Annotated in this window: 21 protein-coding genes and 1 riboswitch; of the genes, 15 read left to right on the top strand and 6 right to left on the bottom strand. The window is 72.9% G+C overall.

All coding sequences use genetic code 11. The features are described from left to right. Position 1: 1 nt before the first annotated feature. Together ISG29_RS06825 and ISG29_RS06820 are read right to left on the bottom strand one after the other, a co-directional pair. On the bottom strand, positions 2–1,657 hold the full coding sequence (locus tag ISG29_RS06825; RefSeq protein ID WP_194502616.1) for an ABC transporter permease: 1,656 nt from the start codon (positions 1,655–1,657) through the stop codon (positions 2–4). Between the two features lie 124 nt (positions 1,658–1,781). After that, the gene (locus ISG29_RS06820; RefSeq protein WP_328828266.1) at positions 1,782–2,879 is read right to left on the bottom strand and encodes a thiamine ABC transporter substrate-binding protein; all 1,098 of its coding nucleotides are present in this window, start codon (positions 2,877–2,879) and stop codon (positions 1,782–1,784) included. Then, a riboswitch (TPP riboswitch) is annotated at positions 2,872–2,979 on the bottom strand. It overlaps the preceding gene by 8 nt. A 35-nt stretch (positions 2,980–3,014) precedes the next feature. On the opposite strand from ISG29_RS06820, the gene ISG29_RS06815 reads away from it, so the two are divergent. The 3 genes from ISG29_RS06815 to ISG29_RS06805 are packed head-to-tail and all read left to right on the top strand — an operon-like array spanning position 3,015 to position 5,018. Further along, entirely contained in the window at positions 3,015–3,920 is a 906-nt protein-coding gene (locus ISG29_RS06815) for an alpha/beta hydrolase (RefSeq protein WP_194502615.1), read from the top strand. Then, positions 3,917–4,354 (top strand): GNAT family N-acetyltransferase, encoded by a 438-nt coding sequence (locus ISG29_RS06810; protein ID WP_194502614.1) that lies wholly within the window; start codon positions 3,917–3,919, stop codon positions 4,352–4,354. Before ISG29_RS06815 ends, ISG29_RS06810 begins: the two co-directional genes overlap by 4 nt. After that, positions 4,347–5,018: a lysoplasmalogenase gene (locus ISG29_RS06805; protein WP_194502613.1), complete on the top strand. Its 672-nt coding sequence runs from the start codon at positions 4,347–4,349 to the stop codon at positions 5,016–5,018. The genes ISG29_RS06810 and ISG29_RS06805 overlap by 8 nt, the downstream gene beginning before the upstream one ends. A 40-nt stretch (positions 5,019–5,058) precedes the next feature. Here the strand turns inward: ISG29_RS06805 and ISG29_RS06800 are convergent, their stop codons facing one another. Continuing rightward, positions 5,059–6,129, bottom strand: coding sequence for an MBL fold metallo-hydrolase (locus ISG29_RS06800; RefSeq protein ID WP_328828261.1), 1,071 nt, complete (start codon positions 6,127–6,129; stop codon positions 5,059–5,061). Between the two features lie 19 nt (positions 6,130–6,148). Beyond that, complete coding sequence (locus ISG29_RS06795) at positions 6,149–6,952, bottom strand: SDR family oxidoreductase (RefSeq protein WP_194502612.1); 804 nt, start codon at positions 6,950–6,952, stop codon at positions 6,149–6,151. Between the two features lie 42 nt (positions 6,953–6,994). On the opposite strand from ISG29_RS06795, the gene ISG29_RS06790 reads away from it, so the two are divergent. The 10 genes from ISG29_RS06790 to ISG29_RS06745 all read left to right on the top strand — a co-directional run bounded on the left by ISG29_RS06790 (position 6,995) and on the right by ISG29_RS06745 (position 17,892). Beyond that, positions 6,995–7,792, top strand: a complete 798-nt coding sequence (locus ISG29_RS06790) for a putative protein N(5)-glutamine methyltransferase (protein ID WP_194502611.1) — start codon at positions 6,995–6,997, stop codon at positions 7,790–7,792. 5 nt (positions 7,793–7,797) lie between these two features. Next, positions 7,798–8,304: a MarR family winged helix-turn-helix transcriptional regulator gene (locus ISG29_RS06785; protein ID WP_328828257.1), complete on the top strand. Its 507-nt coding sequence runs from the start codon at positions 7,798–7,800 to the stop codon at positions 8,302–8,304. Continuing rightward, a complete protein-coding gene (locus ISG29_RS06780) occupies positions 8,301–10,451 on the top strand; it encodes an alkaline phosphatase family protein (RefSeq protein WP_194502609.1) in 2,151 nt (716 codons plus the stop codon). The genes ISG29_RS06785 and ISG29_RS06780 overlap by 4 nt, the downstream gene beginning before the upstream one ends. Continuing rightward, complete coding sequence (locus ISG29_RS06775) at positions 10,444–11,235, top strand: MBL fold metallo-hydrolase (protein WP_194502608.1); 792 nt, start codon at positions 10,444–10,446, stop codon at positions 11,233–11,235. Before ISG29_RS06780 ends, ISG29_RS06775 begins: the two co-directional genes overlap by 8 nt. Further along, positions 11,232–11,822, top strand: a complete 591-nt coding sequence (locus ISG29_RS06770; protein ID WP_207792822.1) for a DedA family protein — start codon at positions 11,232–11,234, stop codon at positions 11,820–11,822. The genes ISG29_RS06775 and ISG29_RS06770 overlap by 4 nt, the downstream gene beginning before the upstream one ends. Before the next feature lie 80 nt (positions 11,823–11,902). Further along, a complete protein-coding gene (gene icmF / locus ISG29_RS06765) occupies positions 11,903–15,127 on the top strand; it encodes a fused isobutyryl-CoA mutase/GTPase IcmF (RefSeq protein ID WP_328828252.1) in 3,225 nt (1,074 codons plus the stop codon). Between the two features lie 22 nt (positions 15,128–15,149). Continuing rightward, positions 15,150–15,653, top strand: coding sequence for a thioesterase family protein (locus ISG29_RS06760; protein ID WP_194502607.1), 504 nt, complete (start codon positions 15,150–15,152; stop codon positions 15,651–15,653). Beyond that, positions 15,650–16,183: a hypothetical protein gene (locus ISG29_RS06755; protein ID WP_194502606.1), complete on the top strand. Its 534-nt coding sequence runs from the start codon at positions 15,650–15,652 to the stop codon at positions 16,181–16,183. The genes ISG29_RS06760 and ISG29_RS06755 overlap by 4 nt, the downstream gene beginning before the upstream one ends. A 26-nt stretch (positions 16,184–16,209) precedes the next feature. Then, positions 16,210–16,917: a helical backbone metal receptor gene (locus ISG29_RS06750; RefSeq protein ID WP_328828250.1), complete on the top strand. Its 708-nt coding sequence runs from the start codon at positions 16,210–16,212 to the stop codon at positions 16,915–16,917. 69 nt (positions 16,918–16,986) lie between these two features. Next, on the top strand, positions 16,987–17,892 hold the full coding sequence (locus tag ISG29_RS06745) for a serine/threonine-protein kinase (protein WP_194502605.1): 906 nt from the start codon (positions 16,987–16,989) through the stop codon (positions 17,890–17,892). On the opposite strand, the gene ISG29_RS06740 is transcribed toward ISG29_RS06745, so the two are convergent. Beyond that, positions 17,865–19,502, bottom strand: coding sequence for an adenylate/guanylate cyclase domain-containing protein (locus ISG29_RS06740; RefSeq protein ID WP_194502604.1), 1,638 nt, complete (start codon positions 19,500–19,502; stop codon positions 17,865–17,867). The two genes, ISG29_RS06745 and ISG29_RS06740, sit on opposite strands and share 28 nt — an antisense overlap. Positions 19,503–19,726: 224 nt before the next feature. On the opposite strand from ISG29_RS06740, the gene ISG29_RS06735 reads away from it, so the two are divergent. Beyond that, positions 19,727–20,536 (top strand): sigma-70 family RNA polymerase sigma factor, encoded by an 810-nt coding sequence (locus ISG29_RS06735; protein ID WP_194502603.1) that lies wholly within the window; start codon positions 19,727–19,729, stop codon positions 20,534–20,536. 51 nt (positions 20,537–20,587) lie between these two features. Here ISG29_RS06735 and ISG29_RS06730 read toward each other — a convergent pair whose 3' ends face one another. Further along, positions 20,588–20,872 carry a hypothetical protein gene (locus ISG29_RS06730; RefSeq protein WP_194502602.1) on the bottom strand — a complete coding sequence of 95 codons (285 nt, stop codon included), beginning with the start codon at positions 20,870–20,872 and terminating at the stop codon, positions 20,588–20,590. 129 nt (positions 20,873–21,001) lie between these two features. Between ISG29_RS06730 and ISG29_RS06725 the strand changes: the two genes are divergently transcribed. Continuing rightward, positions 21,002–21,925, top strand: a complete 924-nt coding sequence (locus ISG29_RS06725) for a MerR family transcriptional regulator (protein ID WP_194502601.1) — start codon at positions 21,002–21,004, stop codon at positions 21,923–21,925. The last annotated feature ends 59 nt before the right edge of the window (positions 21,926–21,984 follow it).

The raw sequence follows: 21,984 nt of genomic DNA, 5'->3' as shown, positions 1-21,984 counted from the left end.
CTCAGATCACCCCGAGGCTCCGCACCCGCAGCCGCTCGACGACGAGCATGACGAGCGCGACGGTGAGCGCGAGCACCACCGACCCCGCCAACGCCATGCCGTAGTTGGGGCGGCCGGGGTGCCCCAGGAGGCGATAGATGACGACCGGCAGGGTCGGGCGGTCGGGGCGGGCCAGGAACGACGTGGCGCCGAACTCCCCCAACGACACCGCGAAGGCGAACCCGGCGGCCGCGAGCAGCGGCCGCCACACGACCGGCAGGTCGACGGTGAGGACGGCGCGCACCGGGCCGGCGCCGAGCGAGGCGGCCGCCTGGCGCAGCCGGTCGTCGATGCCGGCCAGCACCGGCACCAGCGTGCGCACCACCAGCGGGAGCGCCACCAGCGCCTGGGCCAGCGGGATGAGGACGCGGGAGTCGCGCAGGTCGAGCACCCCGTGGTCGAGGGTGATGAGGAACCCGAAGCCGAGCGTGACCGCCGAGACCCCGAGCGGCAGCATGAAGAAGCCGTCGAGCACCGAGCGCACGCGGCGCTCGGCCCGGCTGCGGGAGCGGCGGGTGACCACGAGGGCGAGCAGACCACCCAGGAGCAGCGACATCCAGGTGGCGTCGACGGCGATCCGCAGCGAGTTCGACAGCGCCTGCGTCACCGGCACCGCCAGGGCGGCGTTCGACCCCTCGCCCGAGAGCGCTCGGTAGTTCTCCAGCCCCCACACCTGGGCGCCGTCGGCCTGCTGCACCTGCAACGACCCCGCGACCAGCGTGCCGATCGGCAACGCGACCGCCCCCAGCAGCAGGGCGGTGGCCCCGAGCCAGGGGGCGTCGGCGAGGCGCGGACGACGCGGGCCGGCCGTCGTCCGGCTCACCGTCGGGTCGGGCACCCGACGCAGCCGCCCGGCGAGGACCAGCAGCACCAGCACCGCGAGCAGTTGGAGGATCGAGAGCGCGGCGGCGGCACGCAGGTCGAGCAGCACGGTGGTCTGGAAGTAGATCTCCGACTCCACCGAGGAGTACTTCAGACCACCGAGGATCAGCACGATGCCGAAGGCCGTGGCACAGAAGAGGAACACCACGCTGGCCGCGCTCACGATGGCCGGTCGCAGCGACGGCAGGGTCACGGTGCGGAACACCTGCGCCGGCGTGGCGCCGAGGGCGGCCGCCGCCTGGGCGGGTCGGGTGTCGAGCGATTCCCAGGAGGCACCGACGCTGCGGATCACCACCGAGGCGTTGAAGAACACCAGGCCCGCCACGATCGCCCATTTCGAGCCGTCGAGCCCGAGACCGCCGAGCAGCCCGCTCGGGACGAGCAGCTCGCGGAACGCCACGCCCACCACCACGGTCGGCAGCACGAACGGCACCAGGAGCGCGGCGCGCACGAGACGGCGGCCAGGGAAGTCGAGGCGGTACAGCACGTAGGCGACCGGCACCCCCAGCCCGACCGAGATCATCGTCGCGGCCGTGGCCGACCACACCGTGAACCACAGCACCTGGTGGGTGCGCGAGCGGGTGAACACCTCGAGCACCCCGCCGATGTCGAGGTGGCCGTCGGCCACGAACCCGCGCTCGATCATGCCGCTCACCGGCAGCACGAAGAACACGCACAGCACCGCCAGCGGCAGCGTCGCCAACGCCCCCAGCCCGGCCAGGCGTTTGGCTGTCATGTGGGCCGCGCTGCGCGGGCGAATTCGCCGGACGTCCGGTGAATTCGCCCCTGGGACGACGACATTCCGCCGTCCGGGGGGCAGGATCGCCGTCCCACCCCCGAGCCGGTTCCGACCGCCACGATCACTGCGACACCAGGTCGGTCCACTCCTGGAGCCACTGGTCGCGGTGCTCGTCGACCGAGGCCGGGTCGATCGTCCACGGGTCGGTGGGACGTTTCGCGAACGAGGCCCAGTCCTTCGGCAGCGGGGTGTCGTCGACGACGGGGAAGACGTACATCGAGGTGGGCAGCGCCTTTTGCACCGCCGGGCTCAGCAGCCAGTCGACGACCGCCTGGGCACCCTCGGGGTTCTTCGCACCGGACAGCACGCCGGCGTACTCGATCTGCTCGAAGCAGGTGTCGAGCAGCGCGGCGGTGGTGGTGCCCCCGTTGCCGTCGGTGGTGAACGCCGGCGAGGAGTCGTAGCTGGTGACGATCGGCCGGTCGCCCTTGCCGCCACCGGTGAAGTCGACGTAGTAGGCGTCCTCCCAGCCCTTGTCGACCTTCGTCCCGTTGGCGAGCAGCTTCTTCCAGTAGTCCTGCCAGCCGTCCTCACCCTTCGCCGCGATGGTGGCGAGCAGGAACGCGAAGCCGGGCGAGCTGGTCGTGGCGCCCTCGGTGACGAAGAGATCCTCGTACTGCGGGTCGATGAGGTCGTCGAAGGTCTCGGGCGGCGTCAGGCCCTGCTTGTCGAACCAGGAGGTGTCGACGTTGACACACACGTCGCCGTTGTCGATCGGCGTGAGGTCGCCGTCGTCGTCACCCGGCAGGTCGTAGGCGTCGACGCCGTCGGGCCGGTCGCCCTCGTACGGCGTGAACACCCCGGCGTCGACGGCCCGGGAGCCGAAGGTGTTGTCGACGCCGAACGCGACGTCGCCCACCGGGTTGTCGGCGTTCAGCACGAGCTGGCTGGTGAGCGCGCCCGCGTCACCCAGCGCGCGCTGCTCGAGGGTGTATCCGGTGTCGGACTCGAAGGACCTGATGAGCTTCTTCGGCAGGCTGAAGCTGTCGTGGGTCACCAGCACGACGGTGCCGCCCGCGCTGCTCGAGGCACCGCCGGACGACGACGGCTCGCTGGCGGTGTCGCTCTCGCTGCCGATGAGCGAACAGCCGGAGGTGAGCAGCACCCCGAACGCCAGGGCGGCGGACGAGGTACGGACGGCAGGACGGATGGCACGCACGAGGCGGACTCCCTTCGCCGGTGCTAACCGGAGCAGGTTCGTAGGGTCTGCGGCGGCGCCGCACTCTCAGCCGATTCGTTCGGCTCCCCTGTCTGACACGCACGACCCTACCCGCCTGTCTGGTTCGATGTGCCCGTGCCCAGCGCCCTGCATGAGCTCTACGCCACCGCCATCCCCCGCCTGCGCGCGTCGCGCGAGCTCGACAGCCCCGAGCGCGAGCGGGCCCGGCTCGAGCGGTGGCAGGCCGGACTCGACCGCACCCTCCCCACGCGGGCGACCCCGCGCCTCGCGCGGCACTTCGAGGTCCACCAGCGTCACGGCGGGTTCCCGGTGTGGGAGCTGACGCCACACACCCCGACCGATCGCACCGTGCTCTACCTGCACGGCGGCGGGTACGTCGCCCCGATCGACGCCATGCACGTGCGCTACGCCGCGCGGCTCGCCCGTCATCTCGGCGCGCGCGTGCTGATGCCCGACTACCCCCTCACCCCGACGCACTCCTGGCGAGCCTCGCACGAAGCACTCGTCGACCTCGCCGCAGAGGCGTCGTCCCTGGGCCCCACCGTGCTGGCGGGCGACTCCGCGGGCGGTGGCATGGCCCTCGCCGTCGCACTGAGCCAGCTGGGTCGCGGCGGCGCACGGCCCGAGCGACTCGTGCTGCTCTCGCCGTGGGTCGACCTCACGACCTCCACGCCGGCCACCGCCTGGTTCGCCCGACGCGACCCCTGGCTGTTCCCCGGCAAGCTCGAGGCCTACGCCCGCTGGTGGGCGGGCTCGGACGACGACCTCGCGCGCCCCGAGGTCTCACCGGCCCTCGCCGACCTCGACGCGCTCGCCGACCTGCCGCCGACGCTGATGTTCTGCGGCACCCGCGACCTGCTCCTACCCGGTGCCCGCCTGCTGGCCCGTCGGATGCACGAGGCCAAGGCCCCGCTCAGCTACGTCGAGGAGCCCGACCTCATCCACGTCTACCCGCTCCTGCCCGGCCTGCCCGAGGCGCGACGCGCCTGGCGCACCACCGTGGACTTCCTCGACTCATGACCACCACCACGGTGCTCGCGTTCGACGAGCTCGACGCCCGCACCGCCCACGACCTCTTCAAGCTGCGCCAAGACGTCTTCGTCGTCGAGCAGGGCGACCCCTACGACGACCTCGACGGCCGCGACACCGAACCCGGTACCCGGCACGTGCTCCTGCACGAGGGCGACGCGCTCGTCGGCTGCGCCCGGGTGCTCGACGACGGGTCCGAGGCGCGCATCGGCCGTGTCGTGCTGGCCCCCGCCGCGCGCGGCCGCGGACTCTCGGTCGAGCTCATGACGGCCGCGATGTCGGTGTGCACCGGCCGTGCCGTCGTCCTGGCTGCCCAGTCGCCGTTGCGCGGGTTCTACGAAGGGTTCGGGTTCACCGTCTGCGGGCCCGAGTTCCTAGACGGTTCGCTGCCCCACCTGCCGATGAGGAGACCGGCCGATGCCTGACCTCCTCCCGCGACGGGCCCTGGCCGCCTACGTGGCCGTCGCGGCCGCCGACACCTGGCTGGCCGGCCGCACCCCGACCACGCCGGTGCGCACGGCGCGATGGGTCACCAAGCCCGCGCTCATGCCGTTGCTGGCCCTGGCTCGGCCGCCTCGTTCGACCGGAGCGGCGGTGGCGCTGGCCGGTTCCTGGGCCGGCGACGTCGCCCTCCTCGCACACGACGCCCGACCCATGCCGTCGCTCTACCGCGCCGGGGTCGGCTCGTTCGCCGTGGCCCACGCGGGCTACCTCGCGGCGATGTCGCCGCAGGTGTCGCGGGAGAGGCTCGGGTCGCGCCTGGTGCGCGGGCTGGCCCTCGCAGGTGTCGTCGGCGGTCCGGCCATGGGCCTCTCGGCGGCCCGGGTCGACCGCGGCCTGGGCGTCGCCGTGGCCGCCTACTCCCTCTGCGTGAGCGGGACGGCGGCCCTCGGCGCCGCCACCGCGGGCCCGGGTGCGCGCTGGTTGGCCGTCGGGGGCGCGACGTTCCTGGCCTCCGACGCGACCCTCGGCACCCGCGACCTGCTCCTCGCGGGGCGCCCCGCCGCCGGCACCCGCTGGATGGAGCGGATCGTCATGGCCACCTACACCGCGGCGCAGGCGATGCTGGCGCAGGGACTCCGTCGCTGACGGGGGGTCGAACGGCGAGACAGCCCCGGCACTGAGCGCCTCAGCGCTGCTCGACCACCGGTGCGTAGACCACGCCACCCTCGTCGTCGGTGGCCGTCGCGTCGCCGCGCGCGACGAGCAGGTCGAGGTGGGCCTTGGTCTCCATGGCGGCCATGCCCTGGTTGTAGGGGTCGAGGTCGGCGAAGGCCTTCTCGTGGCGGGTCCAACCCAGCGAGCCGGCCACCTCGAGCGCCGTGCGAGGCCCGTCGTCCAGCGCGGCGAGCGACGCCGCGAGCCGGGTGTCGTGGTGGGCGAGCAGCTCGTCGCAGCGGGCATGGGTGGACTCCGCGACGGGACCGTGGGCGGGCAGGACGCGCAGGTCCGGCAGCGAGCGCACCTTGGTCAGGGAGGCCATGAACTGACCCAACGGGTTGTCGACAGGCGGCATGGTGAACCCGATCGAGGGCGTGATGGTGGGCAGCACGTGGTCGCCGGCGAACAGCAGGCCCGCGGCCCGGTCGGCGAACACGAAGTGTCCGGGCGTGTGGCCGGGCGTGTGCACGGCGTCGACGATGCGCTCGCCCACGCTGATCGCATGGTCGGACTCGAACCAGTGCGTCGGGTAGGCCCAGTGCTCCCGTGGCGGCACGTCGGGCTCACCCTGGGCCCAGAGGTCGGCGACCTCGTGGGCGCCCGCGCTGCGCAGCACGCCGAGGAACGGGCTCTCGGTGACCCGGTCGAGATTGTTGAGCAGGTCGAGCGCGGGCTTCTCACCCACGCCGAGTCCCACGTCGACGCCGAGCTCGTGGCCGAGCACCGTCGCCATCGTGAAGTGGTCGCGGTGCACGTGCGTGACGAGGAAGCGACGGATGTCGCCGAACCCGGCGCCGAGCTGCGTCAGGCTGCGGTCGAGCAGGTCACGCGCCACCGGGATGGCCCAGCCGCCGTCGATCAGCGTCAGCCCGTCGTCGTCCTCGATGACGTAGACGTTGATCGCGCGCAGACCGTCCATGGGCAGCGGCAGCGGGATCCGGTGGATGCCCTCGGCGACCCGCCAGGCACCCTCGGCTGTCCAGTGCTCACCGGAGTCGGGCGAGACGGCTCGATGCGTGGGGGTGTCCGCGAAGCTCACCGGCCGACCCTAGACGACCCTAGACGAGATCGGGCAGACCGAGGTCGAGGTTGGGTTGCTGGATGCCGCCGTCGATCTCGAGCATCTTGCCGGTGACGTACTGCCCCGCCTTCGACGCCAGGTACACGATGCCCGCCGCGATGTCGTCGGCCTCGCCGATGCGCCCGAGCGGGGTCGCGGTCTCCATCTCGGCCTTCGTCTCGGGCACGCCGGCGACGAACTCCAGGGCACTGGTCATGACCGACCCGACGAAGATCCCGTTCACGCGGATGCGCGGTGCGAGGTCGGTGGCGGCGAGTCGCGACCAGTGCGCGAGCGCGGCCTTGGCCGTGCCGTAGGCGAGGTATCCACGACCGGCAGCGCGCCCCATCATCGAGGAGATCGAGGTGATCGAACGCTGGGCGTCGTCGGGCCCCCGGAGCATCAGGGGCACGGCCGCGCGGGTGAGGGCGTGCGCGGTGGAGACGTTGAAGTGGAACGCCTCCTCGAGGTAGTCGACGTCGGTGTCGAGCAGGGCGTTCGGGATCGTGCCGCCCACGTTGTTCACGACCGTGTCGAGGCGACCGAACTCGTCGAACGCGGCCTGGGCCAGCCCGGCGACCGCGTCGGTGTCGGCGAGATCCGCTGCGACGACGAGCGCCCGACGTCCGGTCGCACGGACCTGCTCGGCCACCTGCTCGAGCTGGCCGGCGGTGCGCGAGGAGATGACGACGTCGGCTCCGGCCTGGGCCAGGGCGACGGCGGTCGCGGCGCCGATGCCGCGGCCTGCCCCGGTCACCACGGCCACGTGGTCGGTCAGGGTGAAGCGATCGAGGATGCTCATGCCGCCAAACCTAGAACACGTTCTACTTCTACGCGAGGGATGATGCGGGTCGTGGGAGATCCGCTGGTCGCTTCGCTGCGCGCCGCCGGCTGCGTGTACGCCGAGGCGGAGGCCGCGCTCCTGCGCGAGTCGGCGGCCGGCGACAGCCAGCGCCTCGCCGATCTCACCGCGCGCCGCGTGGCCGGCGAGCCGCTCGAACCGCTGCTGGGGTGGGCCGAGCTCGACGGCGTGCGCGTGGTCGTGCGTCCCGGCGTGTTCGTGCCACGGGCCCGCAGCCTGCTGCTGGTGCGCCTGAGCGTCGCGCACCTGGCCTCGCGCACTCCACCCGCCCCGGCACCGACCGTGGTCGACCTCTGCTGCGGCAGCGGGGCGCTGGGGCTGCTCCTGCGACGGGCTCTTCCGACGGCGCGGGTGCACGCCGCCGACGTCGACCCGGTCGCCACCGCCTGCGCGGCCGAGAACCTGCCACCCGGACGGGTGCACACCGGCGACCTGCTCGCCGCCCTGCCCGGCGAGCTACACGGCGTCGTCGACCTGCTCGTCGTCAACGCGCCCTACGTGCCCACCCGGCACATCGCCTCGATGCCCCGCGAGGCTCGCGACCACGAACCGCTGCACACCCTCGACGGCGGTGCCGACGGGCTCGACCCGCACCGCAGACTCCTCGCCGACGCGCCCTCCTGGCTGGCGCCCGGCGGCGCGCTCGCGATCGAGACCAGTCGGGCGCAAGCACCCGTCGTGGTCGAGACCGCCCGGCGGAACGGATGGCACGCCACGCACCACCACGACCGCGACCTCGACGGCACCGCGGTGCTGGCGGTGCGGCGTCCTGGAGAATGAGGCACGTGAGCAGGAGCGACGACCGGGATCCGATCGCCGAGGCGCACCGGCAGTGGGCGGCGCACGGGTGGGCCGCCGCCGCCGACGGCATGGCCTTGGTGACGTCCGTGGTGCGCGTGCAGCAACTGCTCATGGAGCGCATCGACCCGGTGCTCAAGCAGCACGGGCTCACGTTCGCCCGCTACGAGATCCTGCGGCTGCTCGCGTTCTCCCAGGCGGGTCGGATGCCGATGATGCGGCTCGGCTCCCTGCTCCAGGTGCATCCCGCGTCGGTCACCAGCGCCGTCGACCGGCTCCAGGCCCAGGGCTACGTCGACCGCGAGCGCCGCACCGACGACCGTCGTGTCGTCCTGGCCTCCCTCACCGACGTCGGGCGCGCGGTCGTCGAGCGCGCCACCCTCGACCTCAACGAGGTCTTCTCCACCCCTGGCATCGGCCCCGACGACGTCCGCGACCTCACCGATCTGCTCACCCGCCTGCGCGGGGCCGCCGGCGACACGGTGCAGAGGTGAGCAGCCCGGCAGAGGCCTCGAGCACGACCCGCCCCGATCGCGGACGCCGGCTGCTGCGGCTGGTGCGCCGGCGCATCGGCGCCTTCCGACCCTCCTGGACGTGGACGGCCGAGGTCGTCCGCTCGCTGATCACGTCGTTCGTGGCCCTGGCGGTGTCGTTGTGGGTGCTCCCCGGCACCCAGGTCGACGCAGGCGCCACCTCGGTCGCGAGTCTCGCGATCACCGTGGTGACGCTCGGCGCGATCCTGCGTCCCCTCATCGTGCGGCTCACGGTGCTCACCGGCGCCGTCGGCCTCCTGGTGTCGGGATTCCTGGCCCAGGCCGGCATCCTCGCGCTCGCGCTGGCGCTGCTGCCCACCGTCGAGCCCTTCACGCTCAGCGAGGTCGTGCTGGCCGCCTGGGCGGCAGCGGCCACGGCGACGGCGGTGAACTGGCTCTTCGACGCCGGGTCCGACGAGGCGTTCCTCGGCCAGACACTCCAGCGCGCCGTGCTGCGCACGCCACGCGCCGGCGTCGACGGCCCCGGACTGCTGGTGGTGCAGCTCGACGGTGTGAGCGAGCCGGTACTGCGGCAGGCGCTCACCGCCGGGTCGCTGCCGACGCTGAGCCGGTGGCTGCGCGGCGGCAGTCACGAGCTGCGCCGCTGGCACACCGGCATCCCGGCGACCACGCCCGCGGGCCAGGCGGTGCTGCTGCACGGCGACACCACCTCGGTGCCCGGCTTCCGCTGGTGGGACCGCGACCAGGGGCGTCTGGTGACGGCCTCGCGCCCCGGTGACGCGGCAGCGCTGGAGCGCTCCCTCAGCACGGGCCGAGGACTGCTGGCCGACGGCGGCGCCTCGGTCTCGAACCTGCTCTCCGGCGACGCCCCGGAGCGCGTGCTCACCGTCTCCGACGCCCGCGCTCCCGGCGGCGACGCCGGCGCCGCGTCGTTCGCCACGGCCCGTTCGGGCTTCCTGCGCTCGGTCGTGCTCCTCGTCGGACAGATCGTCACCGAGTTGCACCAGGCACGACGGCAGCGAGCCCGCGGTGTGCTGCCCCGGGTGCGTCGTGGTGGCCGGTTCGCGCTGCTGCGGGGTGTGGCCACCGTGGTGCTGCGCGACCTGACCACCAGCGTGGTCGCCGAGCAGCTGACCCGGGGCACGCCCGTGGTGTTCGTCGACTACGTCGACTACGACGAGGTCGCCCACCACGCGGGTCCGACGCGGCCGGAGTCACTGCGCACCCTGGAGCACCTCGACCAGGTGCTCCACCTGCTCGAGCAGGTGGCCGAGCAGGTCGGGCGCCGGTACGAGATCGCCGTCGTCTCCGACCACGGCCAAGCGCAGGGCACGACGTTCCGCCAGCTGACGGGTCGCACCCTCGAGCAGGTCGTCGAGGAGCTCGCCGCCGGCTCCCACCCTCGTCTGGGTGGCGCCGGACCCGACGCCGACGACGACGAGCTCGGCATCCCGGCTCAGCTGGTGCTCTCGGCCGGCGCAGGCGCGTCGCGGGCGGTGGCTCGCGCGGCCACGAGCGCGGCGAGCACGGTCACGCGTCGTCGTCGCGGATCGGCCGGGCACGACCTCGAGCCCGCCCCCGAGCCCGCCCCCGAGCCCGCACGCCTGCTCGTCGCCGTGTCCGGAAGCCTGGCGCACGTCTACCGCACCGACCAGCCGACCAGGCTCAGCCATGCCCGCCTGGAACGGCTGCACCCCGGCCTGGTCGAGAGGCTGGCGGCTCACCCGGGCGTCGGCGCCGTGATGACCCGGTGCGACGACGGTGCCGTGCGGGTCGACGGACCCGGGGGTCATCTCGTGCTCGGCGGCGATGCCGAGCAGCCGGTGGTGGCCGAGCAGCACGGCCGCGACCCCCTGGCACCGTACGGCGAGACGGCCCGTGCCGACCTGCTCGCACTCGACGCCCGCAACCACGTGGGCGACCTCGTGGTGCTGGCGGCCTTCGACACCCGGCTGCACGAGGTGGCGGCCTTCGAGGAACTGGTGGGCTCCCACGGTGGTCTGGGCGGCGACCAGACCGAGGCGTTCGTGGTGCACCCGCGCGGGTGGCGGGTTCCCGACGGCGTCCTCACCGGGCGGCAGGTGCACGACGTGCTCGTCGGCCGACTCGTGGACCTCGGACTGCGCGAGGAGGGCCGCGATGAGTGAGCCGGGCCTGGCGGTGACCTGGTGGGGGCACGCCAGCACCACCGTCGACTTCGCGATCGGGGGCGGCGTGCGCGTCGCCCTCGACCCTCTATTCGTCGACCGGCTCGCCCACCTGCGCCGCGCGGCCCCCACTCCTCCGCCCGCCGCTGCCGAGGCCGACCTGGTGCTCGTGAGCCACCTGCACCTCGACCACTGCCACGGCCCCTCGCTGGCCCGCTTCGACGCCGGCGTCCCCGTCATCGTGCCGCGCGGCGGGGAGGCCTTCGTGGCGGGATCCGGGCTCAGCGTGGTTCCCCTCGCGCCCGGCGAGAGCGTGCGGGTGGCCGGCGTCGAGGTCGAGGCCCTGCCCGCTCTTCACGACGGACGCCGCACGCCGCTGTCGCGCTCCCGGCCGCCGGCCCTGGGCTTCCGGCTCACCGCCGGAGGTCGCTCCGTCTGGTACCCCGGCGACACCGGCCCGCAGCCCGCCTTCGCCGAGGTCGCGCCGGTCGACCTGGCCCTGCCGCCCGTGGGTGGGTGGGGGCCCTCGCTCGGCCCCGGGCACCTGGACCCGCAGCAGGCGGCCGCGGCGGTGGCCGCCGTCGGCGCGCGATGGGCGCTGCCGGTGCACTGGGGCACCTTCTGGCCCGTCGGCCTGCGCCGGCTGCACCCCGCCAGCCACCGCGAGCTGTTCCTCGCACCCGGCGAGCGCTTCGTTGCCGCGGTCGCCCAGGGCAGGGACCAGCTCGCCGCGCCGACCCGGGTGCTCCGCGCGGCGCACGGCGAGCGGGTGGTGCTGGCGTGATCGACTCCAACCTGGGCCTCGTGGCGCTGCTCGTGCTCTTCGGCGGCGTCGCCTTCGGTGCCATCGTGCCGGTGGTGCCGACCGGTGCCCTCGTGAGCGGCGCCGCGGCCCTGGCCGCCGACGAGCACCCGTGGGAGATCGCCCTCGTCGTGGCCCTCGGCGCCGCCGGCGCCTGGCTCGGCGACATCGTCGTCTACGGGGCGCTGCGGGCGGCCGGGGCGCCGCTGGCCCTGCGCATCGGCTGGCTGCGCGCCGACGACCCCGACGGCCACCTCGCCCGGCTGCGCGCCGCCATCGAGCGGCACGAGCTGCGCACGCTGCTCGTCTCGCGCCTGGTGCCCGGCGGCCGGATCCCGGTGCTGCTGGCCGCGGCCCTGACCGGCTACTCCTGGCGCCGCTTCACCGGCGCCGCGGTGGCGGCCGCGACCCTGTGGTCGGCGGCCTACGCCGCCGTCGGCGTGGCCGGGGGGCGGTTGCTGCCCGACGACCGCGTGGCGGTCGTCGTCGCAGCCGGGGCCGCCCTGCTGCTCACCGCTGCGCTCCAGATCGTGCGTCGCTGGCAGCAGCGCTCCAGCACGCCCTCCTGACCCGGCGACCAGCCCGCTTCCCGACTGGCGAGTAGCCCTCTACACTCGGAATAGTTGGACATCCAAGTATCTTGCCGGGAGTGACTGTGACCGACCGATCCGCCGACCTGCACCAGCCGAGCAACCCGGTGCGCATCGTCACCGCCTCGAGTCTCTTCGACGGCCACGACGCCTCGATCAACATCATGCGGCGGATCTTCCAGGCCCAGGGCTGCGAGGTGATCCACCTCGGCCACAACCGCTCGGTGCGAGAGGTCGTCGACGCCGCCATCGAGGAGGACGCCCAGGGCGTGGCGGTCAGCTCCTACCAGGGCGGGCACGTCGAGTACTTCGAGTACCTGGTGCAGCTGCTGCGCGAGTCCGGGGCCGGCCACGTCAAGGTCGTCGGCGGCGGTGGCGGCGTCATCGTGCGCGACGAGATCGCCCGGCTGCGCGACTCCGGCGTCACCATCTTCTCTCCCGAGGACGGCGCCCGCCTGGGCCTGCCCGGCATGGTCAACCAGGTCGTCCGTGATTGCGACTACGACCTCGTGGGCGTGGGCGCGCCCGACGCCGAGGCCGTGCTCACCGGCGAGCGCGCGGCGGTCGCCCGCGCCGTCACCGCCGCCGAGGCCGGCCGCCTCGACGACACCACCCTGAGCCGGCTGCGCGACGCCGCCGCCGGCCGCACCACCCCGGTGCTCGGCCTGACCGGCACCGGCGGTTCCGGCAAGTCCAGCCTCACCGACGAGCTGGTGCGCCGCCTGCGCACCGACCAGCAGGACAAGCTGCGCGTGGCCGTCGTCGCCGTCGACCCCACCCGCCGCCGAGGCGGGGGCGCGCTCCTGGGCGACCGCATCCGGATGAACTCCCTCGACCTCACCGGCCTCGACCGCGAGCGGGTGCTCTTCCGCAGCCTCGCCACCCGCGGCGCCCACGAGCTGCCCGAGCAGCTGGCCGACGTCATCACCGTGCTCAAGGCCGCCGGCTACGACCTCGTCGTCGTCGAGACCCCCGGCATCGGCCAGGGCGACGCGGCGATCATCCCGTTCGTCGACACCAGCGTCTACGTCATGACGCCCGAGTTCGGGGCCGCCAGCCAGCTGGAGAAGATCGACATGCTCGACTTCGCCGACGTCGTGGCCATCAACAAGTTCGAGCGCCGCGGCGCCGCCGACGCCCTGCGCGACGTCGGCCGCCAGCTCGTGCGCAACCGCGAGGCGTTCGGCCAGCGGCCGGAGGACATGCCCGTCTTCGGCACCTCGGCCGCCACCTTCGACGACGACGGCGTCACCGCGCTCTACCAGCACCTGCGCGGCCTGCTCGCCGAGCACGGCCTGCCCGTCGCCGACGGCACCCTGCCCGCCGTCGAGGTCCGCACCTCCTCACACCTCGACGCCGTCGTGCCCGGCGACCGGGTGCGCTACCTCGCCGAGGTCGCCGACACCGTCCGCGGGTACCACGCGCGCACCGAGGAACTCGTCGACCAGGCCCGCCGCCTCCAGCGCGTCGAGGCCGTCGCCGCCGAGCTCGCCGACGGCGAGGGCCGCCTCCACGACTCGGTCGCCGGCCTGCTCGACGACGCCCGCGACCGGCTCGACGCCGACGTCAAGAAGCAGCTCAAGGCCTGGCCGGCGGTCGTGGAGTCCTACTCCGGCGACGAGCAGGTCGTGCGCGTGCGCGACAAGGAGATCCGTACCCGGCTCACCAAGGAGTCGCTGTCGGGCAACAAGATCAACCGGGTCTCGCTGCCCCGCTTCGACGACCACGGCGAGCTGGTGCGCTTCTGGCGCCGCGAGAACCTGCCCGGCCACTTCCCCTTCACCGGCGGGGTGTTCTCGTTCAAGCGCGACAACGAGGATCCCGCCCGCATGTTCGCCGGCGAGGGCGACCCGGCCCGCACCAACCGTCGCTTCAAGCGGCTCAGCGAGGGCCAGCCGGCCACCCGGCTCTCCACCGCCTTCGACTCCGTCACCCTCTACGGCCACGACCCGGCGCAGCGGCCCGACATCTACGGCAAGATCGGCACCAGCGGCGTCAGCGTCGCCACGCTGGAGGACATGAAGACGCTCTACGACGGCTTCGACCTGCTCTCGCCGTCCACGAGCGTGTCGATGACCATCAACGGCCCCGCCCCCACGGTGCTCGCGTTCTTCCTCAACACCGTCCTCGACCAGGCGCGCGAGAACGGCGTCGACGACGCCACGGCGCTCGCGACCGTGCGCGGCACCGTGCAGGCCGACATCCTCAAGGAGGACCAGGGGCAGAACACCTGCCTGTTCTCCACCGACTTCTCGCTGCGGTGCATGGCCGACATCCAGGAGTGGTTCATCGAGAACAAGGTGCGCAACTTCTACTCGGTCTCGATCTCGGGCTACCACATCGCCGAGGCCGGGGCGAACCCCATCAGCCAGCTCGCGTTCACCCTCGCCAACGGGTTCACCTACGTCGAGGCCTACCTCGCCCGCGGCATGGCGATCGACGACTTCGCGCCCAACCTGTCGTTCTTCTTCTCCAACGGCATGGACCCCGAGTACTCCGTCATCGGCCGGGTGGCCCGCCGCATCTGGGCGATCGCCATGCGGGAGGCGTACGGCGCAAGCGAGCGCAGCCAGAAGCTGAAGTACCACGTGCAGACCTCCGGGCGCTCGCTGCACGCGCAGGAGATGGACTTCAACGACATCCGCACCACGCTGCAGGCGCTGATCGCGATCTACGACAACGCCAACTCCCTGCACACCAACGCCTACGACGAGGCCGTGACCACCCCCACCGAGGAGTCCGTGCGCCGGGCGCTGGCCATCCAGCTCATCATCAACAAGGAGTGGGGCCTGGCGATGAACGAGAACCCGCTCCAGGGCTCGTTCGTCATCGACGAGCTCACCGACCTGGTCGAGCAGGCCGTGCTCGCCGAGTTCGAGGCGATCACCGAGCGCGGAGGCGTCCTCGGCGCGATGGAGACCGGCTACCAGCGCGGCCGCATCCAGGACGAGTCGATGCTCTACGAGCACCGCAAGCACGACGGCTCGCTGCCGCTCATCGGCGTCAACACCTTCCTCGCCGAGCGACCGGACGACGCCACCCCGGCCCACGTCGAGCTCGCCCGCGCCACGGAGGAGGAGAAGGAGGGCCAGCTGCACCGCGTGCAGCAGTTCCGTCGCGACCACGAGGCCGAGGCCGCCGAGGCGATCGCGCGGCTCAAGGAGGCCGCGACGAGCGGCGAGAACGTCTTCGCCGTGCTCATGGACGCCGCCCGCGTGTGCACGCTCGGCCAGGTCACCGAGGCCTTCTTCGAGGTCGGCGGCGCCTATCGCCGCAGCGTCTGATGCGGCGATAGGGTCACGCCCTGTGAGCACCGACACCCAGCCCAGCTACGAGACCCTCGCCCCGATGCCGGCCTTCGCCGAGCAGCCGGTGCCGATCGCCTTCGAGGACAACAACGGTCACCTCAACGTGCGGCACTACCTCGGCATCGGCAGCGAGGGGCTCGACGAGTCACTCGTCGGCGTGGGCATCCCCATCAACTGGCCGACCTCGGCCGGACACGCCTGCTTCGCCGCCGAGCACCACGTGACCTACCTGGCCGAGTTGCGCACCGGCGACCGGATGTCGGTGCGGGTGCGGCTGCTGGGCCGCTCCGAGCGAGCCGCGCATGCCCTGGTGTACATCCTCGACGACACCCACGAGCGACTCAGCTGCGTGTTCGAGGAGATCTTCCTGCACATCGACCTCAAGGACCGCAAGACCGCACCGTGGCCCGACGACGTCGCGCAGGCCCTCGACGACCGCATCGCCGAGCACGCCGGGCTCGGCTGGGAGCCGGTGACCTCGGGGTCGATGAGACTGCGTTGACCTCGACCCCGGTGGACAACCCCGAGCGGTACCGACTCGAGCAGGCGGTACGAGTTCGTCTCCCGGGTTCGGGCTACGTGATCCACCTCACCGACGACGGCTTCGCGCTGCGACGAGATCTCAGGGCCGCCGCACTGCTACGCGCACAGATGTCGACGACCATGACCCACGAGGTGCGCGAGCCCGGCGACGGCACGTTCACCGTCGTCGACGTGGAGCGCGCGGTGACCCGCGACCCGACCGGTCGCCTCACGTGGGGAGCCAGCGCCTCGCGTGGCCACCTCCTGGGCACGCAGACCAAGAGAACCTATCGCTGGAACGGCCCTGGCTTCACGCTGGAGTCCGAGGTGTCGGTCGACCTCGGCGCGGGTCGTCGGATCGTGGAGGAGGAGGCGACCGGGCTCGGGCTGCGCCAGAAGCGCGGCGCCGCAGAGCTCGTCGGCCTCTTCTTCGCGGTCCTCGCGGTGGGTGGGCTGCTCATCTGCGGCGTCGTGGCGCTGGCGCTCTGGCTCACGGGAGCACTGCGGTGAGGCGATCGCGAGGCGAGAACCGCCTGGTGAGCCTGGTGCCCTCGATCACCGAGGCCCTGGCGAGCGTCGACCCGGGTGCCCTGGTGGGCGTCACCGACTGGTGCACGCACCCCGCCGACCTCGACGCGCGGGCGGGTGGCCCGGTCGCTCGCGTGCGCGGCACGAAGAACCCCGACCTCGCCACGATCCGGGCGCTGGAGCCCGACATCGTGATCGCGAACAAGGAGGAGAACCGCGAGCTCGACGTGCGCCGCCTGCGTGAGGCGGGCGTGCGGGTGGAGGTGACCGACATCGAGACGGTGCCGCAGGCCGTCGCCGCGTTCGAGTACCTCCTCGACGACGTGCTCGGCTGGCCGCGGCCGGGCTGGCTCGCCGAGGTCGCCGACGCCTGGTGTGGTCCGCCGCCGCCGATCACCCACCGGATCGTGGTGCCGATCTGGCGCGACCCGTGGATGGTGGTCGGGCCACGCACGTTCACCGCCGACCTCTGCCGCCGGCTGGGCTGGCAGGTCGTGCACGCAGAGGCCGACGGTCCCGACCGCTACCCTGCCGTCGACCTCGCCGAGCTCGACGCCTGCGGTGCAGACGTCGCCCTGCTGCCCGACGAGCCGTACCTGTTCACGGCGGACGACGGTCCCGAGGTGTTCCGCCGCACTCCCACGCGCCTGGTGAGCGGACGTCTGCTCACCTGGTACGGCCCGTCGCTGGCCGAGGCGGCTCGCCTCACCCTTTAGATCGACTGAGCGTGGCGCGCGTGGGACACCGCGACATGGGGCACCATGGTCGAGGCCGAGGGAGCATGAATGGGCAGCGAACACGCGTCGACCCCGCGCGACGACACACGACTGGCGGGTCGATACCGCCTACACGAAGTCATCGGTCGGGGCGGTTTCGCGGAGGTGTTCCGGGCCGACGACGCCCGCCTGGGGCGCGCCGTGGCCCTGAAGCGGCTGCGCTCCGACAAATCCGACACGGCGTCCCGCGCCCGACTGGCCGAGGAGACACGTGTCATGGCCGGCCTCCAGCACCCGCGGATCATCCGGGTGCTCGACGCCGCGCCCGCCGAGGGCTGGATGGTGCTCGAGCTCGTGGAGGGCCGTGACCTCTCCGCGGCGATCGCCGACGGCCCGCTGCTGGCCGACCACGTGACCCGCATCGGCATCGAGTTGTGCCACGCCCTCGCCCACGCGCACAGCCGCGGCGTGGTGCACCGCGACGTGAACCCGGCGAACGTGCTGCTCGACCAGCGCGGCCACGCCCACCTCACCGACTTCGGCGTCGCCGCCACCGAGGGCTCACCGGCCCACGACACCGAGGGGCGCACCCTGGGCACGCGCGCCTACCTCGCCCCGGAGCAGGTCCGGGGCGACACCGTCACCGGGCGCACCGACGTCTATGCCGCCGGACTGGTGCTGCTCGAGGCGCTGACCGGTCGGCGCGAGTACCACACCGGCAACAGCGACGAGATCGCCTTCGCCCGACTGGCCCGATTCCCGACCATCCCGGCCTCCCTGCCTCGCGGCTGGCCGCGCCTGCTCGCCTCGATGACCGCGCTGGAGCCGCAGGAGCGACCGGCTGCCGAGGACGCCGCCAACCAGATGCTCTCGCTGCTGCGCGGCGGGGGCGTCCCCGAGCACGACCGAGCGACCCGACCGGCCGGCGCGACGACGACCTCGACGATTCAGACCCCGCCGGTCTCCATCGCCTGACTCCGCTCCCCGACCTCGCCGTCATGCTCGCCCCTCGGCTCGGCTGCGCTCGTCGGGCGCGCCAAGCGGGCCACCCGCGTCTGCTTAGACCGGCCGCGCAGCGTGAGGGTCTCGCCCCGGCACCAGTGCGCCTGCTCCTCCGGGCCGGCCGCCTCGATGGTGCTGACCGTGCTCGCGACCCGGCCCTCGACGCCCTTGGCGACCTCGGTCAGCCGCGAGGCGGCGTTCACCGCGTCGCCGATCACGGTGTACTCGAAACGCTCCTGGGTGCCGACGTTGCCGGCGACCACCGTGCCGGCGTAGACCCCGATGCCGGCAGCGATCTGCGGCTGCTCCTCGGCCAGGCGCCCAGCCATGCGCCGCGCGCACCGGACGCCGCGGGCGGCGTGGTCGGGTAGGTCGGTGGGGGCGCCGAAGACCGCGAGCACCGCATCGCCCACGAACTTGTTCACCAGACCGTCTTCGCGCAGCACCTCCTCGACCACCACGTCGAAGAAGCCGTTGAGCATGTCGACCACGACCGCGGGCTTGTGGTCGGCGGCGAACCGGGTCGAGCCCACCAGGTCGACGAACAGCACCGTGACCTCCCGCGACTCACCGCCCAGGGCGACCTCCTTGTCGGCGGCCGCGCGGGCGACGTCCTGGCCGACATGGCGGCCGAACAGGTCGGCCAGCCGCTCCCGCTCGGCCAGCCCCTCGGCCATGTGGTTGAAGCCGTCCTGGAGGCGGCCGAGCTCGGTGGCGTCGTAGACGGGGAGCCGCAGGTCGAGCCGGCCGCTTTGCACCTCGGCCATCCCCTCGCGCACCGAGGCCAGCGGCGCCACGACCGACCGGGCGTTGAGGGTGGTGACGAAGAATCCGAAGGCCAAGACGACACCGCTGACGACCAGCACCTGCACCGCCAGCCTCGTGACCGTGACGTCGTCGCGCACGAGGGCTGCCACCGCGCCGAAGGCGAGGCCCACCAGCGGGGCTCCGGTGCCGAGCAACCAGAACGTCAACTGCCGCCCGCCCACGCCGAGTCCACGCGGTCGCGCCTCGGCCCCGGCGGCCATCGCCAGCGCAGAGAGCGGGCGCAGAGCGAACTCGCTGAGCAGATAGGTGATCGTGCACACGACGATGGCGCCGATGCCCACCGTCGGCGCGATGCCCAGCACCCGCTCGGGCTGGATCAGCACCGCGAGCACGACGAACAGCACGAGGCCGAGCCCCCAGAGGACGCCTGAGAGAAGCGTCAGGTTGAGTGGCACGCGCAGTGCGCGGCGCCGCTCCCGCAGGGTCGGCTCGCGCTCGTCGAGCACCCACAGCAGTGCCCCGAAGGAGACCCGGGTACCCCACACGGATCCGACCAGCACGGCAAGCGCCACGTAGACCGGGACGCCGATCACCGTCGCCAGGCCCATCGCGTGGTTGGCGCGTGGCGCGGGCACGACCAGCACGCTGAGCACCACGACGACGCCGGCCCCCAGCAGGTGCGTGGTGGTGATGAAGACCGTGAGCAGCATCTGGATGCGCCACCGCAGCCGGCGCGGCGACTGTCCCTGCGGCCCCAGCAGCCACGAGCCGAACGGGCTGCGCTGCGAGGGGGGATACGGGGGCACGGGAGGCATTCTGCCCGGCTCGCGGCGCGCACACAGGCAACCGCGACCACAGGCGGCCCCGATTCCCGCGGGAGCCGGGAGGGTGCGACCGCGGGGAAACCCGGTCGGGATCTCGCATCGGGCCATCCGCCCGACGGTCCGCACCGAGGGCCCCCAGACACCTCCGCTACCGGCGTCGAAACCGAAGGGGTGATCGCTGTACAAGGTTTGTAGAAACTTCTACAGTCTCTGCCATGACCACCTCCCCCCGCGAAGAGCGAGCACCGAGGTTCTCCCTCAGCCACGAGGAGCGGGCCGCCCGCACGGCGGACCTGCTCATCGGCGCCGCGGAGGCCGCCGCGCGCGGGGACGACGCCGAACGCGCCCGATGCCTCGAGGGCGTCGTCGAGTTGAACATGCGCATCGCCGAGGCGCTGGCTCGTCGCTACTCCAACCGCGGCATCCCGCTCGAGGATCTCACCCAGGTCGCCTACCTCGCCTTGGTGCGCGTCGCGCGCAGCTTCGACCCCGCGCACGGCCGCGACTTCCTCTCCTACGCCGTGCCCTCGATGACCGGCGAGATTCGCCGCCACTTCCGCGACCACGGGTGGACCATCCGTCCCCCGCGGGGCGTCCAGCGGGCGCACTCTCGACTGCTCCGCTCCGAGCGAGACTTCGACCGCCTCGACGAGCGCAGCGTGTCCGAGCTCGCCGCCCAGGTCGAGGAATCGGTCGAGACGGTGCGTGAGGCGCTGGCGGCACGGTCGTGCTTCTCGCTCACGAGTCTCGACGCCCCGGTCGGCGACAGCGAGGCCCCCCGCGACGTGCCCGCGGGCGACCGCGCGGCCGAGCAGACCGAGGCGCGGCTCGTCGTGGAGCCGTTGCTGGCTCAGCTCTCAACGCGCGAGCGCGACGTCGTCCGACTGCGTTTCGCCGACGAGCTCTCCCAGCGCGAGATCGCCGAGCAGTTGGGTATGACCCAGATCCAGGTCTCCCGCCTCCTGCGCCGCGTCCTCTCACAGTTCGCCGGCGCCCTGCACGCGCCTCATCCGGTGGCCAGCTGAGCCGAACGAAGCCGAGGAGGCGCCTACGATGGGCGTGGGAGCGGGGCGACGTCAGCTGTCGTCGCGTGCGTCGACACCGTCGAGCTCGGCGGTGTCCCATCGTCCCGACGGACGCATCGGGATGTCGGTCTGGGCTGCGGCCTGGTGCATGCCCACGCGCTCCATCCAGGTCAGACCGGGCGACCAGGTCGATCTCATCGAGACCTGCCCGTCCGGCTCCAGAACCTTGAGCAGCACGACGGCACCCAACACGAGCTCGCCCTCCGCAGGCTCGTGGCCCACGCCGAGTTCGTCGATGAGCGATCCCAGGGGCCGCGATGGTGGTGGCGCGGTCATCGCACGGGCCTCCCTGCGTACTCGTTCTGCTCTTCCATGCCCCCCCGGTATCCCGCCTGGCACGCAAGTAATCGACACCAGGCCCCGAACCTGCGAAACCGCACCCGAGGCCGCCAGAATGGGTCGGCCATGACTGAATCGACCGAGCGTGTCCGCATCGGCGCACTGGCGACCCGCGTGGGCGTCAGCGAGACGGTGCTGCGCGCCTGGGAGATGCGCTACCAACTGCTCGACCCCCAACGCACCGCCGCCGGCTACCGGCTCTACGGGCCGGACGACGAACGCCGGGCCCGCGCCATGCTCGCGGCGCGCGAGCGCGGCGTCCCGGCCCGACAGGCGGCCTCGGAGATCCTGGCGAGCGAGCGCGTCCGCACCCACGGGCCCACCTCGACCGCACACGCCGCCGCACACGGGCTCGACGTGAGCCAGGCGGCGTCCGAGCTCGAGGCCGCGATGGTGGCCTACGATCTCGGCTCCATGCACGAGGTGATCGACCGCGCCTTCGCCGCGATGTCGGTCGAGGCCGCGATCCGCGACGTGCTGCTGCCCTTCATGGCGGCCGTCGGCGATGGCTGGGCCAGGGGAGCCTTCGACGTGGCCGACGAGCACTTCGCCAGCGACCTGGTGCGGGCCCGCTTGGCCGCGCTCTCCGTGGGCGCGGTCTCGCGCACAGGCCCGACCGCTCTCCTCGCGTGTCCGCCCGACGAGAGTCACGACATCGCCCTCAAGGCGTTCGAGGTGGTGCTCCAGCGCGCCGGCTGGCGCACCCGGTTCCTCGGACCCAACACCCCCGTGTCGTCGATCGTCGCGGCAGCCGAGGTGATCGGGCCCGACCTGGTCGTGCTGGCCGCCGCGTCGCCCGTTGCCCTCGACCTCGACACCGAGGGGCTCCGTGATCTGAGCGTGCTGACCGAGCGGTACGACGTGGCCGTCGCCGGGTCGGGAGCCGACGCCTCCGTGGCGCTGCGGATGGGTGCGCGTCATCTGGCCGGCGACCCGGTCACGGCCGCGCGGTCACTGGTCGAGGAACGCCGACGCCGCACCAGCCACTGAGCGCTGCGGCGTTCGCTCTCCACAGCCTGTGGAAGGTTTGTGGAAACCGAAAGGGTGAG

This window comes from Nocardioides acrostichi (genome assembly GCF_015319165.1).
Taxonomy (GTDB): domain Bacteria; phylum Actinomycetota; class Actinomycetes; order Propionibacteriales; family Nocardioidaceae; genus Nocardioides; species Nocardioides acrostichi.
This window is presented reverse-complemented; position numbering and strand designations above follow the sequence as displayed.

Coding starts and splice junctions, on each gene's coding strand:
- ISG29_RS06825 (WP_194502616.1), bottom strand. CDS start 1,657: ATGACAGCCAAACGCCTGGCCGGGCTGGGGGCGTTGGCGACGCTGCCG.
- ISG29_RS06810 (WP_194502614.1), top strand. CDS start 3,917: ATGACCACCACCACGGTGCTCGCGTTCGACGAGCTCGACGCCCGCACC.
- ISG29_RS06805 (WP_194502613.1), top strand. CDS start 4,347: ATGCCTGACCTCCTCCCGCGACGGGCCCTGGCCGCCTACGTGGCCGTC.
- ISG29_RS06795 (WP_194502612.1), bottom strand. CDS start 6,952: ATGAGCATCCTCGATCGCTTCACCCTGACCGACCACGTGGCCGTGGTG.
- ISG29_RS06790 (WP_194502611.1), top strand. CDS start 6,995: ATGCGGGTCGTGGGAGATCCGCTGGTCGCTTCGCTGCGCGCCGCCGGC.
- ISG29_RS06775 (WP_194502608.1), top strand. CDS start 10,444: ATGAGTGAGCCGGGCCTGGCGGTGACCTGGTGGGGGCACGCCAGCACC.
- ISG29_RS06745 (WP_194502605.1), top strand. CDS start 16,987: ATGGGCAGCGAACACGCGTCGACCCCGCGCGACGACACACGACTGGCG.
- ISG29_RS06740 (WP_194502604.1), bottom strand. CDS start 19,502: ATGCCTCCCGTGCCCCCGTATCCCCCCTCGCAGCGCAGCCCGTTCGGC.
- ISG29_RS06735 (WP_194502603.1), top strand. CDS start 19,727: ATGACCACCTCCCCCCGCGAAGAGCGAGCACCGAGGTTCTCCCTCAGC.
- ISG29_RS06730 (WP_194502602.1), bottom strand. CDS start 20,872: ATGACCGCGCCACCACCATCGCGGCCCCTGGGATCGCTCATCGACGAA.
- ISG29_RS06725 (WP_194502601.1), top strand. CDS start 21,002: ATGACTGAATCGACCGAGCGTGTCCGCATCGGCGCACTGGCGACCCGC.